The sequence below is a fragment of the Leptolyngbya sp. KIOST-1 genome, from assembly GCF_000763385.1.
In the GTDB taxonomy this organism is placed as follows: domain Bacteria; phylum Cyanobacteriota; class Cyanobacteriia; order Phormidesmidales; family Phormidesmidaceae; genus Nodosilinea.
Genome location: NZ_JQFA01000004.1, coordinates 1889573 through 1907448, shown reverse-complemented (window position 1 = coordinate 1907448; position 17876 = coordinate 1889573). Strand labels below are relative to the sequence as shown.

The 17876-nt window shown below is 61.9% G+C and carries 16 protein-coding genes; 8 read left to right on the top strand and 8 right to left on the bottom strand.

Going from position 1 to position 17876, the window contains the following annotated elements:
* Window positions 1-12 precede the first annotated feature (12 nt).
* The 5 genes from NF78_RS25355 (at window position 13) to NF78_RS25335 (ending at window position 6506) form a co-directional block, all read left to right on the top strand.
* A complete protein-coding gene (locus NF78_RS25355; RefSeq protein ID WP_072016251.1) occupies window positions 13-1125 on the top strand; it encodes a glycosyltransferase family 2 protein in 1113 nt (370 codons plus the stop codon).
* Window positions 1122-2918 carry an ABC transporter ATP-binding protein gene (locus NF78_RS25350; RefSeq protein ID WP_035992795.1) on the top strand — a complete coding sequence of 599 codons (1797 nt, stop codon included), beginning with the start codon at window positions 1122-1124 and terminating at the stop codon, window positions 2916-2918. Before NF78_RS25355 ends, NF78_RS25350 begins: the two co-directional genes overlap by 4 nt.
* 30 nt (window positions 2919-2948) lie before the next feature.
* Window positions 2949-4166 carry a glycosyltransferase family 2 protein gene (locus NF78_RS25345; protein WP_035992792.1) on the top strand — a complete coding sequence of 406 codons (1218 nt, stop codon included), beginning with the start codon at window positions 2949-2951 and terminating at the stop codon, window positions 4164-4166.
* Between the two features lie 121 nt (window positions 4167-4287).
* Window positions 4288-5637, top strand: coding sequence for a glycosyltransferase family 2 protein (locus NF78_RS25340; RefSeq protein WP_072016250.1), 1350 nt, complete (start codon window positions 4288-4290; stop codon window positions 5635-5637).
* A gap of 206 nt (window positions 5638-5843) precedes the next feature.
* Window positions 5844-6506, top strand: coding sequence for a class I SAM-dependent methyltransferase (locus tag NF78_RS25335; RefSeq protein ID WP_197064961.1), 663 nt, complete (start codon window positions 5844-5846; stop codon window positions 6504-6506).
* Between the two features lie 380 nt (window positions 6507-6886).
* On the opposite strand, the gene NF78_RS25330 is transcribed toward NF78_RS25335, so the two are convergent.
* Both NF78_RS25330 and hflX read right to left on the bottom strand, forming a co-directional pair.
* Entirely contained in the window at window positions 6887-7837 is a 951-nt protein-coding gene (locus NF78_RS25330) for a bestrophin family protein (RefSeq protein WP_081972988.1), read from the bottom strand.
* A gap of 81 nt (window positions 7838-7918) precedes the next feature.
* Window positions 7919-9421, bottom strand: a complete 1503-nt coding sequence (gene hflX, locus NF78_RS25325; RefSeq protein ID WP_263970695.1) for a GTPase HflX — start codon at window positions 9419-9421, stop codon at window positions 7919-7921.
* Window positions 9422-9668: 247 nt separating this feature from the next.
* Here hflX and NF78_RS31590 point away from each other — a divergent pair, with 247 nt between their 5' ends.
* The 3 genes from NF78_RS31590 to NF78_RS25310 all read left to right on the top strand — a co-directional run bounded on the left by NF78_RS31590 (window position 9669) and on the right by NF78_RS25310 (window position 11982).
* The gene (locus NF78_RS31590) at window positions 9669-9845 is read left to right on the top strand and encodes a hypothetical protein (protein ID WP_156119966.1); all 177 of its coding nucleotides are present in this window, start codon (window positions 9669-9671) and stop codon (window positions 9843-9845) included.
* Between the two features lie 284 nt (window positions 9846-10129).
* Window positions 10130-10516, top strand: a complete 387-nt coding sequence (locus NF78_RS25315) for a CAAD domain-containing protein (protein WP_225885417.1) — start codon at window positions 10130-10132, stop codon at window positions 10514-10516.
* Between the two features lie 143 nt (window positions 10517-10659).
* Window positions 10660-11982, top strand: coding sequence for a hypothetical protein (locus NF78_RS25310; RefSeq protein ID WP_035992782.1), 1323 nt, complete (start codon window positions 10660-10662; stop codon window positions 11980-11982).
* A 106-nt stretch (window positions 11983-12088) separates the two neighbouring features.
* Here NF78_RS25310 and NF78_RS25305 read toward each other — a convergent pair whose 3' ends face one another.
* From NF78_RS25305 to thiL, 6 genes are all read right to left on the bottom strand, one after another.
* Window positions 12089-13357, bottom strand: a complete 1269-nt coding sequence (locus NF78_RS25305) for a serpin family protein (protein WP_035992779.1) — start codon at window positions 13355-13357, stop codon at window positions 12089-12091.
* Between the two features lie 99 nt (window positions 13358-13456).
* Window positions 13457-14599 (bottom strand): tRNA (guanine-N1)-methyltransferase, encoded by a 1143-nt coding sequence (locus NF78_RS25300; protein WP_225885416.1) that lies wholly within the window; start codon window positions 14597-14599, stop codon window positions 13457-13459.
* 8 nt (window positions 14600-14607) lie between these two features.
* Complete coding sequence (locus NF78_RS25295; RefSeq protein ID WP_035992773.1) at window positions 14608-14907, bottom strand: DUF2103 domain-containing protein; 300 nt, start codon at window positions 14905-14907, stop codon at window positions 14608-14610.
* A 38-nt stretch (window positions 14908-14945) separates the two neighbouring features.
* On the bottom strand, window positions 14946-15263 hold the full coding sequence (gene clpS / locus NF78_RS25290) for an ATP-dependent Clp protease adapter ClpS (protein WP_035994087.1): 318 nt from the start codon (window positions 15261-15263) through the stop codon (window positions 14946-14948).
* Between the two features lie 167 nt (window positions 15264-15430).
* The gene (locus NF78_RS28630) at window positions 15431-16687 is read right to left on the bottom strand and encodes a sensor histidine kinase (protein WP_052050941.1); all 1257 of its coding nucleotides are present in this window, start codon (window positions 16685-16687) and stop codon (window positions 15431-15433) included.
* A 112-nt stretch (window positions 16688-16799) separates the two neighbouring features.
* Window positions 16800-17849 carry a thiamine-phosphate kinase gene (gene thiL, locus NF78_RS25280; protein ID WP_035992770.1) on the bottom strand — a complete coding sequence of 350 codons (1050 nt, stop codon included), beginning with the start codon at window positions 17847-17849 and terminating at the stop codon, window positions 16800-16802.
* Window positions 17850-17876: the final 27 nt, after the last annotated feature.

Below are 17876 nucleotides of genomic sequence, written 5' to 3'. Positions count from 1 at the left end.
TGCTGCGCAACTATGGCCCCTTCCCCTCTGGTGTCCGTCGTCGTACCGGCCTTTAATGCCGCCGCATTTCTTGCTAAAACGCTGCGGTCTGTGTGTGAGCAGACCTACCAGAACCTGGAGGTGCTGGTAGTAGACGACGGTTCGACCGACGCAACGGCCGCGATCGTGCGTGAATTTATGACCACCGATGGGCGGGTACGGCTACTGCAAAAGCCCAATTCTGGGGTGGCCGACGCCCGCAACCTGGGCATTCGCCACAGCCGGGGCGAGTTTATTGCTCCCCTGGACGCTGACGACCTGTGGCAGCCTGAGAATCTAGAAAAGCAGGTGGGGTACTTGGTTCAGGCCGCCCTGACGGTGGCCATGACCTACGCCTGGTCCTTCAACATTGACGAGGACGACCATTTAACCGGAGGATTTCACGTCGCCTGGTGGCAGGGGGATGTGTACCTGCCCCTGACTCTGCGGAACTTTATCGCCAACGCCAGCGCCGTGGTCATCCGCCGCCGCTGCCTGGAGACCGTCGGTTTTTACGATCCGTCCCTGCGGGGGCAGCAGGCCCAGGGCTGCGAAGACCTGGAGCTGTACCTGCGCCTCGCGGCTCGGTATCAGGTGGGTCTGGTGCCTGAGTTTTTGATTGGCTATCGTCAGGTGGCGGACAGTATGTCGCGCCACCTGCAGGTGATGGAAAAGTCCCAACGCCTGGTTCTAGCCTCCATTCACCGCGAAAACCCTGAGCTGTACCAGCGCGTGAAGCGCTGGTCTATGCGCAACTGCTACGCCTACCTAGCCCACCAGAGCCACCGCAGCGATCGCTACGACGAGTCCCAGGGCTGGCTGATGCAGGCCCTCCGGACCGACGGGGCGATGACCCTGCTCAGCCACGACTTCTACGTGCTCAGTCTGATGAACAGGCTGAAGCGGCTGCGCCCAGCGGCGACGGCGGGGGCTGCCACCGTTACCCCCCGGCGTCAGCCCCCGTGGCTCAACCGGGGCACCCTGCTGGGCCTGGCGTTGCTGAAGGAAATGTTTCCGGCCCGGCTGTACGAAAGGGCTCGCCTGCGATCGCTGCGGTCTCAGACCCCCCAATCCCTGGCCCTAGCGGCAGGACAAAACGCCCCATGACGAGAGAATTCACCGCTATCAACCGACTGCTGCCGCTGCTGCAGGGCTACCGTTGGGCCATCCCCACCGTAATCGTGGTGGGCCTGTTGGCTTCGATCTTCGAGGGGTTGAGTATCAGCCTGTTTATTCCGGTGCTGCAAAGCCTGATGCAGGGTGACAACCAACCGGCAGACGGCGGTGTGCTGCTACAAACGCTGTTTCGTCTGGTGGGGAATATTTCCCCTGCCGATCGCCTATGGGTGCTGCCGGCGCTGATCATGGCCTGTATTCTGGTCAAAAACCTGTTCAGCTTTGGCAATCGGGTGCTGTCTGGCTGGTTGCAGCACCAGGTCAGCCATCGACTGCGATCGCGGGTTTTCAACCAGCTGCTGCGGGTGGGCTACAGCCATATCGAAACCTGCGATTCGGGCCAGCTGATGAACACCCTGGCCGGAGAGACCTGGCGCACCGGCGAGGCCGTGGCCAAACTGATTGCCCTGATCACCGTCCTCTGCACCATCGGGGTCTATGCCGTGCTGCTGCTGCTAATCTCCCCCGCCCTCACGTTGGGCATTGGGGTAGTGATGGCGGTGATCTCGCTGATCGTGCAGCGGGTCACCCGCTACATCGACCGTCTGGGGCGGCAGAGCGTCAGGGCCAACGCCGACCTGGGCGTTCATATGTACGAGGGGCTGGTGGGCATGCGCACCATTCGAGCCTTTGGGCGAGAAGACCACGAGCAGGCCAAGTTTGACCATACCTCCGGGCGGGTGCGGCGGGCCTTCTGGCACCTGGATATGCTGGCCGGCACGGTGCAGCCCCTCTACGAGATTCTCTCCGCCCTGCTGGTGCTGCTGATTTTGGTCCTGGCGGTGCGCTACGATCGCGCCTTTTTACCGACCCTGCTCACCTTTTTGTTTATGCTCTACCGGCTACAGCCGCAGATGCAGATAATGGACATCTACCGCACGGAACTCCAGGCGGCGGCGGCGGCAATTGACGACGTCTTGAACTTCCTCTCCACCGCCGACAAACCCTACATTCAAACCGGAGCCCTGCCCTTTGGCGGGCTGCGGCAGGCTCTGCGCCTGGAGGGGGTGAGCTTTGCCTATCCTGGCCAGTCTCCGGTGGCGGTCAACCAGGTGACGCTGACGATTCCCATGGGGAAAACCACGGCCCTGGTGGGTCCTTCGGGGGCGGGCAAGACAACTCTGATTCACCTGATCTGCCGATTCTACGACCCACTGGCGGGCAAAATCTGGGTTGATGGTCAGCCGCTGCCCTCCCTCAGCCTGACCGACTGGCGCGAACACCTGGCAATCGTCAGCCAGGACGTGCACATTTTTAATGCCACGGTGGCCGACAACATCGCCTACGGACGGCTCGACGCCACCCGTGAGGAAATTGTGGCGGCGGCCCAGCAGGCCCACGCCCACGGGTTTATTGCTCAGATGCCCCAGGGCTACGACACTCCGGTGGGCGATCGCGGCATGCGGCTCTCAGGCGGGCAGCGGCAGCGCCTGGCCCTGGCCCGCGCCATCGTTCGCAACCCCGACCTGCTGATTCTCGATGAAGCCACCAACGCCCTCGACAGCATCTCAGAGCACCTGATTCAGGAGGCGCTGACGCTGTTCAGCCGCGATCGCACAGTGATTGTGATTGCCCACCGGCTCTCCACCATCGAGCAGGCCGACCAAATAGTTGTGCTCGACCAGGGTCGGGTAGCAGAACAGGGCAGCCTCAGTGATCTGCTGGGGCAGAACGGTCTGTTCCGCCGGATGTACGGTCTTCAAAATCCTGTGTTTACGCCCTAACCCAGTATCTCCATCGTCACCGCTGCCGCCATGTCCTACGCCATTGTCCAGCTAGAGGTCACCCAACCCCTGCCCCCGGTCACGCTCACCGCCGAGCACAGCGGGGTGGCGCTGGTGCTGCGCCGTCGCGATCGCCTGATTGGCCAACTGCTCCGGGAGGTCGCCACCCCCGGCACAATTTCCCCACCCCAGTTGGAAACCTGGATCGCTGAGTCCGTTGGCCCCAAAATTCTGCAAGAGAGCCTGCAGGATGAGCTACAGCCCTCGTCTGTCCCGCTCGAGCCGCCGTCTTTAACAGTGGCCATTTGCACCAAAGATCGACCCGACAACGTGGCGCGACTGTTGAACACCCTCGTTCCCCTCCAGCGGGCAGCGGGTGAGCCCCAGTTTGACATTCTGGTGGTGGACAACGCCCCCAGCGACGATCGCACCCAGGCGGTAGTGGCCACGTTTCCCTCTGTTGGCTACGCCCAAGAGCCCAGGGCCGGGCTCGACTTTGCTCGCAACTGCGCTCTCCACACCGCCACCACCGGGTGGCTGGCCTTCCTCGACGACGATGTGACGGTGGATCGCCAGTGGTTCCAGGGGTGGCAAGAAGCCTGGGCTGAAAACCCCGATGCCGGAGCCATCACCGGGCTGGTGCTGCCCTACGAGCTGGAGACTCCGGCCCAAATCCTGTTTGAGCGCCGGGGTGGCTTCGGGCGTGGCTTTGAAAAAATTCGCTACAGCCAGGTGCTTCCCAATAATCCGCTCTACCCCTGCGGGGCCGGTATGTTTGGCGCTGGCTGCAATATGGCGTTTCGGCGGCAGGTACTGCTGGAGCTGGGCGGCTTCGACGAAGCGCTGGATACCGGCAAGCCCCTGCCCGGTGGCGGAGATTTAGATATGTTCTACCGGGTCGTCAGAGCAGGGCATCCCCTGGTCTACGAACCTCAGTATGCGGTGTACCACCAGCACCGTTGGGACATCAGCCAGCTGCGCCATCAGTACTGGACCTGGGGGCTGGGCTTTATGGCGTTTGTGACCAAGTCGATCCAGAGTGACCCTGCCATGGGATCGCGCTTTTACCGACTGATGGTCTGGTGGTTACAGGATCAGCTCTGGCAGCTACAGCAAAGCGTAATTGGTCGTCACGTGCTGCCACCCCCCATGATTTTGGCCGAGTTGTGGGGCGGACTGGTGGGTAGCGTTGGTGAGTACCAGCGATCGCTGCGTCGAGTTGAGGCCATTCGAAGGCAGTCCCCATGACCTAAGCCCCTTTCCTCTTGGGAGGATTCAAACGGCTATCCTCTGCTCATTTGCTTGCCCGTCAGGAGAGACTTGCTTGTCCATGACTACCCAATTCCCCATACCAGCTCAGCTCCCAGATATGACTGCTTCTGCCTCGCATCGATGGATCATCTGTCACATTGATCTCAGTCAGGGCCTGCCGGAGCTGCCCCAACCAACCCAGGCCCAGGGTCTTTACCTGGTGCTTTGGTGGCACCACATTCCCCTTGGCCATCTAGAGCTGTTGGCGGGGCAGTTGCCCCTAACCGCTGCCCAATGGCTCCCTCTGGCGTTACCAATGATTACCGCCACGGTGGGGAGCGGGTTGCGGCAGCAGGGGTTTGAAGCTCCCCTGCCAGAGGTCAAGCGGGTTACGCCATTGCCTTTTTGTACAGATCTTCTGGCTATGAATTTGCCTCTGCACCGGCTGCTGAGCCAAACCCAGGCAGTGGCTGCCGCTGCCCAGGCAACGGTTTCAGTGGTGATCTGTACCCGCGATCGCCCCCAGTCGCTGGCTCGTTGTCTGCGATCGCTGCAGGGTCTCATCACTCCTGCCCACGAAATCATCGTTATCGACAATGCCCCCACCTCCGAGGCTAGCCAACAACTCGTCGAGCAATTTCCTGGGGTGCTCTACTGTCGAGAACCTCGGCCTGGATTGAGTGTGGCTCGTAACCGGGGGATCGCGATCGCCACCGGAGAGATCATTGCCTTTACCGACGACGATGTAGAAGTCCATCCCCATTGGCTTGAGCAATTGCGGACGGCCTTTCACAACCCTCGGGTGATGGCTATGACCGGATTGATTTTACCGGCCCGCCTGGAAACCGAGGCGGAGGAAGTATTTCAGCGCGGTTCTAGCGGGTTTGGCTGGGGCTATCGGCCCTTGATCTTCGACAGCTTCTTCTTCGAGAAATTAAAACCCTATGGTGTGCCAGTGTGGCGAATTGGAGCTGGGGCCAATATGGCCTTTCGACGAGAGGTTTTTAATCAGCTAGGGGGTTTTGACGAACGCTTGGGAGCCGGGGCCTCTGGATGCAGCGAAGATTCGGAATATTGGTACCGGGTTTTAGCGGCTGGATGGACTTGTCGGTACCAGCCCACGGCGGTAGTCTCACATTACCACCGAGCCGACTTCACCAGTCTTAGCCAACAGATGACTGCTTACATGCGTGGCCATGTGGCCGCGCTACTAGTTCAGATGGGCCGCCATCGCCACTGGGGAAATCTATATCGACTGTTTATCTGCCTGCCTAAGCACTACGCCAAACAAATTACCTTTGGCTTCCTACACGGTTTTCGAGGCAAGTACCTCACTGTTTTTACAGAAATGGGCGGTTGTTTGAGCGGCATTGTCTACTACCTTCGCCACCGATCCGACCCGATTTCAACCCCAAAGGTGCCTCAGATCCAGGCCCAGACGTCCCAGGTTTCGGCATCCAGCCACTGATTATGGCATCGCAAATGTAGCGTTTCGCGCTTAGCGCCCCACCGATTGAGAACCCCTGCTTGAACCCCATGAACCTACTGACCTCAGCCCTAGCGCTCCACCAGAACCCCAGGACTAGGGCGACCTATAAGCCTCCCCTGGGCAAGTTTCTGGCCCAAAATCCCTTTTCCCAACCTCTCACCCTAGGATTTTTTTACCGAGAGAAAATGCGGGCTATTCACACCATAGCCCCCGAACAACCCTTTCAATCCATTCTGGAGGTCGGTGGTGGCCAGGGGGGGCTAACAGCGCTGCTCTATCCCAAAGCCCAGGTCACTAACCTGGACCTGGACCCCCAGTTCGCCAAGGCGGCTTGTAATCAAAAACCAAACGTGACCTTTGTCTGTGGAAATGCCGCCCAACTTCCCTTTCCCGACCATTCGTTTGACGCCGTCACGATGTTTGACGTACTGGAACATATCCCAGACGACGCAGCCGCGATTTCTGAAGCACTCCGAGTCCTTAAACCCGGTGGCTATCTCTTAGTCAGCACCCCAGATAGGTCGATCTGGCGCTTTCCCTACTACGCGATCTTCAAACCCCTCTGCCCAGCCGAAGAAAGCGTCATGGCAGAGTGGGGGCATGTGCGGCGGGGCTATACCCTTGACGATCTAAAGCAACGGATCTCGATACCTTATCAACGGCATGCAACCTTCATAAACTCATTCACCGTAATTGGTCATGACATTGCTTTTTCTAAGCTCTCAAAGGTCAGCCGCTATTTGCTACTCTGCCTGCTAAACCCAGTTATTTGGCTAGCCTACTGGTTCCACCAGTCTCAAAGTCCTGGCACTGAAATAGCGTCGCTTTGGCAAAAGCCGACCAAGTAGATATAGCGAATTTTACCTGGATAAAGGCCATTGTGATAATTCCCCCTGCCCCCTTATAAAAGGGAGTACAGAGTGAAACTTAAGCACCTCTGCAAACATCGTTTTGAATTTAGATGGAAACAACTCAAGCCTCGTCTTCGTCGGTGGTGGCCTTACTCATTTAGGGCGACTTTCTAGAGGATTTTTTGGATTCCATTCATGTGTCCCTGGATTCTTTCTACGCCAGGATCTGGGAGGGCGGGCCAAATCTAGAGTTGAGGAAAAGTTCTCGCTCAGGGCTGTAGGGGCAGAGTTGAAGTCGTTTCTGATCGGTCCAGGTACGTCTACTTAGGCCAGCTTACTCAGGTGGGATAGCAAAGCCGCGATCTGGACCGATCGTTTCAGGTGGTCAGCTTAGGTGGGGTAGGGAATGGCGATCGCCCCACTCCCGGCACCAGCGAGATCAAGTCCTCGATATTTTGCTGCATGGTGAGGCAGATCGCGTCCAGGGGAAGATCGTTGGGGTCGTGGCCGAAGGGGTTTTCGATCTCAATGCCGATTTCCTCGATGCCGAACACCGCAAAGCTGATCAGCGCCACCAGGAATGGCGTGCCCCAGCCCACCGTATCCACCATTTGAAACGGCAGGGCCAGACAGTACAGCATCAGCAGCTGCTTCAGGTGAATGCTGTAGGCCACCGGCATGGGGGTTTTGAGAATGCGCTCGCAGCCGCCCAGGGCATCGACCAGGTCATCCAGCGTCTCCAGACAGTAGGTGAGCTGGTAGGGATTGAGGGTGCCGCGCCCCTGCTGGGCTTGCAGGTAGTCCGCCACCCAGAAGGCAATCTCCAGGGGCGGACTGTTCATCTGCCGCAGTTTAGCAAACTGGTCGGCGGTGAGCAGGCTGGCCAGCTCGCCGTCGGGCGGCTCGCCCCGCAGGTGCAGCTTCATGGCAACCGCGAAGGCCGGCAGCAGACGCACGGCGGCCACTTTGGCGGCGTGGTCGGCGGGCTGGGGCGTCTCGATCGCCACCCACATCTGCCGGGCCAGGTTGCGGGTGAGGTTGACCACGCTGCCCCACAGCTTGCGCCCCTCCCAAAACCGCTCGTAGGAGGTGTTGGTGCGAAACACCAGCAGCAGACCCAGCACCAGGCTGGGCACCAGCGACCCCAAAATGGGCGAGGCCAGCGGCCAGCCCCGGGCATACAGCAGCAAAATGCCCACCGAAAACACGGCGCACAGCAATACCCGGGGCATCACCGCCGGAATCACCGACCCCTGGATGCGAAACAGCAGCCTGAACCAGTCCTGTTCGTAGCGCCGAAGGCTGCGTTTGATGGTTTGATCGGGCACCGACGACTCCTTTTGGCGGGGTGAGGCCACTGTTCTGACCCAACCATAACCCCAGGGCCAAAGATTTAGTAGACGGAGCCCTTAAACCGTCACAGCGTAGTCGATCAGCTGGAGCAAGCGGGATCGCAGGGTCTCTAGCCCCATGCGCTCGGTGGCGGAGATAAATAGGGCGTTGGGGTACTCGTCCTGGGCAATCGCCAGGTCGGCGCTGCTGACGCGATCGCTCTTGTTGAACACCAGCAGCATCGGCCCCGGGACGATGGGCATCTGTTTGAGAATCTGCATCACCCAGTGGATCTGGTCCTGCCAGGCGGGGTGGGACACATCCACCACGTGCAGCAGCGCATCGGCTTCGGTGACCTCTTCAAGGGTGGCGCGAAAGGCGTCCATCAGCGAGGCGGGTAGCTCTTCGATAAAGCCCACGGTGTCGGTCAGCACCAGTTGGGTGGTTGCATGGGTTTCGGGGTCGGTGATGGCCAGGCGGCGGGTGGTGGGGTCGAGGGTGGCAAACAGCTGGTCGGCGGCGTAGACCTCCGAATTGGTCAGGGTATTCACCAGGGTAGACTTACCCGCGTTGGTGTAGCCCACCACCGCGATCGACGGCAGGTTGTCGTCCTGGCGGCGGTGGCGCAGGCGGGCGCGATGGGCCTGGAGTTGGTTGACCTCCTGCTGGAGTTTGCTGATCCGGCGCTGAATGGCGCGGCGCTCGGTCTCCAGCTTGGTTTCACCGGGGCCCCGGGTGCCAATGCCGCCCCCCAGCCGCGACATGGCCTGGCCCCGGCCCCGCAGGCGGGGCATCTGGTACTCCAGCTGGGCAAGCTCCACCTGGAGCTTGCCGGCCCCGGTTTTGGCCCGCTGGGCAAAGATATCGAGAATCAGCTCGGTGCGATCCACCACCCGAATGCCCACCAGATTCTCCAGGTTGCGCACCTGCATGGGGGACAGATCGCGATCGAACACGATCAGGTTGGCCCCCACGGTCTGGGCCGCCAGGGCCACCTCCTGCACCTTGCCCGCCCCCAGTACGGTCTGAGGGTGGGGGCGGGGGCGCTTTTGGTACAGGGTCTCCAGCACTTCGCCGCCGGCGCTATCGACTAGCCGCTCCAGTTCCTCCAGCCGGGTGTGGAAGTGGTCGTCGCTCTGGTCGTTGGTAAACAGGCCGACCACCAGAACGCGATCGCGATCGTCCTCCACCTGGAGGGCGGTAAAGGCGCGACTAAACTCGGCCTCTATGCCCTCGGCCAGGGCCAGAAAATCCTGCTGGGCCAGCTCGTCTAGGGCCACCGGGTCAGACACCAGCCAGCGCTGCTCGGGGTGGGGCACCAGGTGAGCCAGGTAGGCATTTTGGATATAGCCCGTGGCACCGCCACCCCGGCGGGTAAAGCCGGTACCCGTCAGGGCCAGCACCGCCAGCACATCCAGCCGCTGTAGCGCCATGGTGGTGAGAATGGCCTCGCTGGGCGGGTCCAGCTCAAACTGGGTGGTGATGCAGCGAATGCCGCTGAGGCGCTCGGCCCCGTAACGGGGCAGCTCCTGAGGGGGGATCTGGGTTTGGCGCAGGGTGCCCACACCAACGCGAATCACCTGCCCCCGCCGGTTGACGTAGGCGGAGACCGGGCTGTCAAGGTCGGTGCTAACCGCCGCCAGCCGCTGGGCAAACTCGGGGGTGACTACGCAGTCTCCCGGCAGCCGCTGGTGGTAAAGGCGCTGCAGCTGCTTGAGCTGGCTGGGCTTGAGGCCCTTTAGATTGCCGTAGACCGTTTCGATAGGGCTAAAACCCTCCTGGGATCAGTTGGTATGCCATAGTAATGGGGCCGAAGTGAGAGCGTCAATGACATCACATTATTCTAACGATCGCGCTGGCAAGCATCGCCAGGGAGGGTTTATTCGCTGGACGACGCCAGCGCGGCAACGGGGCCAGGCCGACCAGCCCGACCCCGGCTTTGTGGTCGATCGCAAACAGCTTTACAAGTATTTAGATTCCCTGGAGGGGTTCTCTGGGGAATAGGCGGCGGCAACCGTACCGCCTGAACGGCTCGAATCAGGGCAAAAAAAATTGAAATTCGCCTGGTTTAGGTCTATAACACTCCTAACGCTCAATGGAAATTGGGTGTATTCTTATTTCGAGTTTAACTCCGAGCCAGGTCCAGCCGTGAAGTTTTGTCCGCGGGGAAGGTATATTTCCCGCGCTGGATCTGGTATTCCTATAGACCTTAAACTAAGCCCCTGGGATAATCCGTCATGAGTACAGAATTTGAATCGGATACTGCATATACAGAGCCCGTAACGCCAATGAGCGATCCGGTGCTTGACGTAGAAACGTCGGAAACTGCCGCTGGAGCCCTGGGCGACGAGGCGACCCGCCAGGTGAAGCAGGCTTGGGACAAGGTGTCTGCCCTGCTGGGAGATCTGCCGGACTACGTATCAACGTTCTTCAAGCAATACCGTCGCCCAATTGTGACGGTGGGTCTGATCATTGCCGCCATTATTGCGGTCAAGCTGGTGCTGGCTCTGCTCAGCGCCATCAACGACTTTCCGCTGCTGGCTCCCACCTTTGAACTCATCGGCCTGATCTACAGCGGCTGGTTCCTCTATCGGTACCTGCTCAAGGCCTCCAATCGGCAGGAGCTGCTGGGGGATATTGCCGCCATCCGCGACCAGGTGCTGGGTAAGGGGTAAAGGGACGATTAGAGAAGTCCTACACCCCTCCGCCCTTCGGTACGGTTAACTGCCCCCTGTGATTCGCGATCGCGCTTTCTATACTGGTTGTAGATGCAGCTGGTAGTTGCCCGGTCGTTAGAGCCCAGGGGGTTCGTTTACTTATGGCGCAAGATGTAGCGCAGACAAAGACTATTACCCGGGCGGTGGAGCGTCTGGGCTATCGAGTCACCGTGGGGGACGTGGCCGCCGAGGCCGGTATGCCCCTGGCGGAGGCGCAGCAGGGGGTATTGGCCCTGGCTTCCGAGGTGCAGGCCCATCTTCAGGTGGCCGAGTCGGGGGAGATCGCCTACGTCTTCCCCAAAAACATTCAAGGGATTTTGTTTAGCAAATCCTGGCGGCTGCGCTGGCAAGCGACCTGGGAGCGGGTGTGGCAGGTGCTGTTTTACCTGATCCGCATTTCCTTTGGCATTCTGCTGATTCTCTCGCTGGTGCTGATTGTGGTGGCGATTGCGATCCTGGCGATCGCGGCCAGCAGCGCAGGTCAGCAAGGGGACAGTCGCCGTCGCGGTGGTGGCGGCGGGATGATCTTCCTGCCCCGGATATGGATTGGGCCAAGGATGTTTCGCACCTTTGAACCGCCCAGGTCCCGCCGTCGCCGCCAGCAGCCCCGCACTCCAGAGGAGATGAATATCCTGGAGGCGATCTTCTCCTTTTTGTTTGGGGACGGCAATCCCAACGCCGACCTCGACGATCGCCGTTGGCAGAGCATTGCCCAGGTGATTCAGGCCAACGGCGGGGTCGTGGTGGCCGAGCAAATCGCTCCGTTTTTGAACGACCTGGGCCAGGGCTGGAATCGCGAACTGGAAGACTTTATGGTGCCCGTGCTCAGCCGGTTTAACGGTGTGCCCCAGGTCAGCCCCCAGGGCGGCATTGTGTACCAGTTCCCTGAGCTCCAGATCACCGCCCAGGAGCGGCGGCGACTGTCTCCGCCCCAGTTTTTGCGCGAGCTTCCCTGGCGCTTTAGCCAGGCCACTTCCGGGCAGATCATGACGGCGGCGGGCCTGGGCGGCGCCAACCTGATCGGGGCGCTGGTGCTGGGCAGCATGCTGCAAGACCAGGCCATGGTGGCGCAGATGGGCGGCATTGTCGCCCTGGTCAACTCGCTCTACTGGGTGCTGCTGGGCTACGGCTCAGCGTTCCTGGGCATTCCCCTGGTCCGCTACTTCTGGGTGCAGCGCCAGAACCAGCGCATCGACGCCCGCAACACCGACCGCGAGCAGCGGGCCGAAGCGCTGTACGACCCCACCGACGACCAGCGCGAAAAACTCGTCTTTGCCCAGTCGCTAACTGGGCAGACGGTGCTGGGTACCAACAATCTGGCCTACACCACTGAAACCGATCTGAGCGAGCAGGAAGCGGCCCAGAAGGACAAGATTGACGACGAGTGGCAGCGACTGCTGGAGCAGCGGCGACGGGGGATGTGAGGGGAGTGGATGGGTGGATGGGTGGGAGAGTGGGAGAGTGGGAGAGTGCAGCTAACCCATCCACCCACCTACCCGCCTACCCGCCTACCCATCCACCCCCCACTCCCTAACGCGGATCGACGATCGCGCCGACAAACAGCAACGCCCCGGTGTCGCGATCGCGGATGGCAGCCACAAAGGGGCGATCGACGACCATTTCGAAGGGATCTGCTGGCGGCATGGGCATCGAGGTGGGCATGATACCGATCGCGGTGCTGGCGGCGGCTTCGGTGCCCGCTTCGTTGACCTCGATAAAGGTTTTGTGGCGCACCTGGTTAATGAAGGCCTCCAGGTCGGTGAGGCCTGAGAAGTCGGCCTGGCCTTCGGTAAAGGCGATGCCCATGCCCAGGGCTTGCAGGGCCGGGATCAGGTCGGCCTCGTACTCAAACTGGAACTTGGGCAGCTGCAGGTTGCCGGGGCGCGATCGCATCTGGTTCATCCAGCTCTGCCAGTTTTCGGCGGTTAGCTGGGCGGAAAACTCGGCCAGGTTGGTGTTGGGGGCGGGCAAAAGTACCTCCAAGCTCAGTGATCCGTTGCCGTAGGGCAGGCTGACCGCCTGAAACTGATCGGTCTCCAGGTACCGATAGTCGCCGCTCTGGGCCATCAGGGGGTGCTGGATCCTCTCGCCGCTGTCCAGGGTGAAGGAGCGCTCCGCTGTCCGGGCGGAGTCAAAGGCTTCGCTCCAGGCCCCTTTGAAGTAGACGGCATTGACCAGCACCAGCAGCTGATCGGGGGGTAGCTGGTCAACGATGGTGGGAATGCGATCGCGGGTCTGCTCCTTTACCCAGTTGTTGATGCGATCGGCGGCGGTGGGGCGGCCAAAGTCAAGGGCAGCCACTTCGGCACCGTAGGCGGCCTGCATGCGCTCGATGTAGTCGGCCCGCACCGGCAGCTGCTCATTCACCCAGAGGGAATTGGCGATCGCCAGCGCCACCTCGGGGTCGAGCTGGGCCAGGTGCTGGGTCAGTGCCTGGTTGCCACGGTTGACCTGCTCAATGGTCAGGCCATGCAGGCTCAGGGCATTGGCGATCGCCGCCTGGGTTTCGCCACCCGCCCCGTTGTAGGCCATCGCCAGGGCCAGGGCCGCGCTGGTGGGCGACACCAGCACGTTTTGGTCGGGGGTCTCCTGGCGCAGCTGCTCAAACAGGGCCAGGCCAAAGGCCAGCTGGGCCTGGGTCAGTTCGGTGTTCATTTCGGGGGCCACAGCGGAGGTCTGGGTTAGCTGATTGGGGGAATCAGCCGGGACAAGGGGCTGAGCTTGAAGCTGGGCACAGCCCAGGCTCAGGACTGCCAAACTGCCCGCTATGGCGGCCCAGCTGATCCATTGGTATTCCATAACAAAGACGATTGATTAACGCTGTCCCTACCTTGGCACGGGGCAGGGAGCGGAGCGGCCTGGTTGCAGGAATGGAAACTGGGGGAAGTGGGTTTCGGGTTACAGGTTTCGGGTTTCAGGTTTTGGGTTTCGGGTTTGCTGAATGGTCCTGGCTACGGCCAGACAAGTCTCAAATGCCGCATCGGTCTTGACCCCCTGCCGGTCCATGGAGGCAACTGCGGCCCGATGGCCCTGGGCTTGCAGGGCCGCGATCAGCCGATCGCGGTTGGGAATGTCCATCCGCCCCCGGCGGCCAATTTCCCCCAGGGGAAAGTAGTAGGGCGGCAGGTCAATCTCCTCGGCCATAGTCGCTAACAGCCTGGCCTGGGATCGCCAGGTCCAGTCCTCGGCCAGGGCCTGCATTGCGGTCACCGTGGCTCCGTCGTGCAGCGGTCCCAGCCACAGGGGGCCGCTCACCACCGGGGCCGTGTCGGGGCCACAGACACAGGTTTCCCGGCCCAGGTGCCGCCAGGGCAGGGTCTGAAAGTGGCCGCAGCGGTGGCAGTAGGCTAGAAATCCGTAGGTTTTCTCGTTTAGCGTTGGTTTACGGGTCAGCCGTACCATCACCCGATGCACCTGCCCCGTAAACAGCGAAAACACGGGCTCGATGCCCAACCCCCGGGCGGCGGCGGTTTGGGCGGCGTGGCCGAGGAGTAGCCGCAAGCCCTGCTCGTAGACGGCGGGGTGCGATCGCGCCCAGGCGCCGTAGGTTCTCAAACTGCGCTCCGGGTCGTGACCGCCCGTGGCGCGGCCATCGGTGCTGGTCAGGTAGAGCAGGCCGCCCAGGCGGGTCGCCCACAGCCCAGTGCTGACGTAGGGGGCCGGGCCGCCAAAGTTGTCGATATCTACCAGGTCGTAGAAGTCGCGCTGCTGGAAGCAGTCCAGGAAAACCTGGTGGGCATCCCGGTGGCTCAGGCGGTAGCGTTCGCCCGGCAGACTGGCAAGGTTTTCCTGCAATAGGCCGGCCAGTTCGGGATTGCCCTCGTTGGCCCACACCCAGTCGGCTCCGGCCTCCAGGCTGTAGCGCAGGGGGCGCACGCCGCAGCCGGTCATGGCGTCGAGCACCCGCAGCCGACCGTGGCGCTGGCGGTAGAGGGCGGCGGCCAGGGTGGCGAGGTCGCGGGCGATCGCGCTCTGGGGGCGGTAAAATGCCGCCCCTACCCTGAACCTGGCCTGACCTTCCTGAACAACATGCTGGGGCAACCCCACGGTCACCCGGCCGCCGCCACCGCCTGGGCGATCGCGCTCTCCAGCGTGGGCTTGTCCAGGTCGGTGAGCACAAAAACTTCCTGCACCGTCTTACCCTTGCGGGCAATCAGCTTGAAGCCGCCGCGAATGGGTACCGATACCTTGACTCGCAGTTCGGGGGAGTGGGCTCTGACGTTTGCGATTACCCCGGGGGTAACGGTGCCAATACCGGGCTGGTCCAGAAGACGTTCGAGGATAGGAATCAGCCCAGGTAGATGGGTGGAGTGGTTCCAGACAAGGCGACCGTCCGAGGCTTGTGTCATACAGGTTTTTAAGAAAGATTTAAGCTGACCTACCTTGATTATGCTTTCTCAAGGGGTGCCATCGTCAAGCCAGCGCGGGTAAGTTGCGTGTGGTAAAGCTCCGCCTGCTCCAGCGGACCCACCCAGACGGTGGCCTGACCGTCGTGGTGCACCTGGTTGGTCAGCTCCCAGGCGCGATCGCTGCCCATGCCCGGGATGTACTTCATCAGGCAGGCCGCCACGTGCTCAAAGGTGTTGAAGTCGTCGTTGAGCACGATGATTTTGTAGTTGGGGTACGGCTTGCGGGTGGTTTGGCGGGTCTTTTCAGGGGCAATGGTGGGCGCTGAGGAAGCCGCTTGGGGCAAAACCGAAGTCATGGGCCTGATCCTGAGGGTAATGTCGGGCGTGTGCTCGCTGATAGTTCGGGCCAACACAGGGCCAATTGTCTACATAGTGTATCGAAACAGTGTATCGAATTCTGTAGACCTGCCCAAGGAACCTGTCTGTCCTCCAGTCCTTGCCGTTCGACGGCCCGCCGCTGGGCCTACAGCGACAGAACTCGCTCCAGCTTGGCAATGGTGAGGGGCAAGTCAATGTAGGCATCGGCGTCCGCTAGGGTGTCGAGGGCGAGATCGTTGGGGCGCAGGATGGCCACCTTGATGGGTTGGGCCACCTGGGGAGGCTTGAGCTGTTTGAGGTAGTCCCCCAGGGCTAGGTTGCGAGCTTCGCGATCGCCCACGATCACCAGGTCGGGCCTGTGGGCCCGCAGGTATTGCTGCACCTCGGCCCAGCTGCGGCAGCCGGTCACCTGCCACCCGCAGGTGCGCACGTAGGCGACCAGGGCACGGTGGTGGTCCAGATCATTATCTATGAGCACCAGGCGCAGGTCATTCTGCCCCAGCCGCACCGTTGGCCGCGCCGCGCCGCTGGCCGCTGGCCCCTGTAGGGGCAGCCGCAGGAAAAACTGGCTGCCCCGCCCCACCTGGGACTCAACCCGCAGGTGCCCCCCGTGGAGCTGGGCCAGCTGGCGGGTCAGGGCCAGCCCCAGACCAGTGCCGTCGTACTGCCGATTGAGGCCGCGATCGAGCTGGGTAAAGGGCTGAAAAATATGCTCTAGCTGGTCGGCCGGAATGCCAATGCCGGTGTCCGAAACTTGAAATTCGATCTGGGCCCCGCAGCGCCGCACGGCCAGGGCAATTTGCCCCCGGTAGGTGAATTTCACCGCGTTGGACAGGAGGTTGAGCAGCATCTGGCGCAGGCGGCGCTCGTCGGCCAGGCAGGTAGAGACCTCCGCCGAGCCCTGATAGCTCAGCGTCAGCCCCTTTTCGGCGGCCTGGGGCTGAACCATGGCCAGGCAGGTCTGGCACAGCTCCGCTAGGGACACCTCGGCGAGCCGCAGGTGCTCCTGCCCGGTTTCGACCTTGGACAGGTCGAGAATATCGCTGATGATGGCAAGCAAATGCTCGCCGCTGCCGTGAATGTAGTCGAGGTACTCTGCCTGTTTGGCGTTAAGGGGGCCAACCACCTGGCGCGACAACAGAGCCGACAGACCCAAAACCGCGTTGAGGGGTGTGCGCAGCTCGTGGCTGATCATGGCTAAAAACCGACTTTTGGCCTGGCTAGCGGCCTCGGCGGCCTGGCGCTGGGCCTCTAGAATCTGAGTGCGCTGAGCCTGACGAACCTCATCGAGCTGGCTCTGCTCGCGGCTGGCCTCGCGCTGGGCCAGCACCTGCTGGAGTTGCTCAAAGGCGGCCTCGTCTCGACAGAGGGGCCGCAGGTCATCCAGAGGATTAGCAGTCATTGCAAAACAGGACCTTGGGCCAACGGGTAGGGCTCGGATCCGGCGTCACCAGAACCACCCCCATTAAATCCTACCGGTCTGAGGGTGCTCCATAGGGTGCTCCATTCTGAAACTATTGTTTAGAGCCGGGTTCTGGGCCGACTTCCCCTGAAGTCGCCGCCGTGAAGTGCTGAAACCCCTGGTCAAACCGGAGAACCCTGGTTGAGTCCGCTGAGTGCAGTTCCACCGCCGGGGTGGATGTGGTTTCACCGACAATGGCGCAGGGCTGCCCCAGTCTGCCCCGGAGGGATTCTGCCACGGGCCAGGGCAGGCACAGCACCAGCTCAAAGTCCTCGCCGCCGTAGAGGCACCAGTCGATCGCCTGCGATCGCCCCACCCAGGCCGCCACCGCGGGATCGATCGGCAGCTCTGAGGCCTGTAGACTGGCTCCCACCCCGCTGGCCTGACCGATCTGCAGCACCGCGTTGGCCAGGCCATCGCTGGAGTCCATAGCGGCGATCGCGGCGGCCTCTGCCCCGGTGCCCACGACATCCCAGAGGGCGGCGATCGCATCGAACCGGGGCTGGGGCCTCTGGTGGGCGGCAATCCAGCGGTCGCGGTCGGCGGCCGCGACGCCTGAGCCGCGCTCTGGGTGCAGCAGTAGCTCCAGCCCCGCTCGCGACAGCCCGTGGTCCCCCGTGGCCACGATCGCCTGCCCCGGCTGGGCCCGATGGCGGTAGAGGGCGCGATCGGAGGGCACGCTGCCCAGGGCGGTAATGGCAATACTGCGGGTGTCGGCGCGACAGAGATCGCCCCCCAGCACCGCGCCGCCCCAGCGGGCCAGGCAGGCGGCCATACCCTGGTACAACTCCTCCACCCAGGCCAGGGGAGTGTGCCCCGGCAGGCTCAGGCCCACGGTGATGCCCAGGGGGGTGGCACCCATGGCGGCCAGGTCAGACAGGTTGGCGGACACCGCGCGCCAGCCCACGTCGGCGGGGCTAGTGGTGCGATCGCTAAAGTGCACTCCATCCACCAGCACATCGGTGGTCACCACCAGCCGCTGGTCCGGGGGGACGGCCACCACCGCACCGTCGTCGCCAACCACATCGCCGGGGCAGAACCGGAACAGCCGCTGCAGCAGCCCCAGTTCCCCCAGGTCGGCAATGGTGTGTGGATCGCTCACGGCAGGGGCAGAGGATAACGAGTGGGG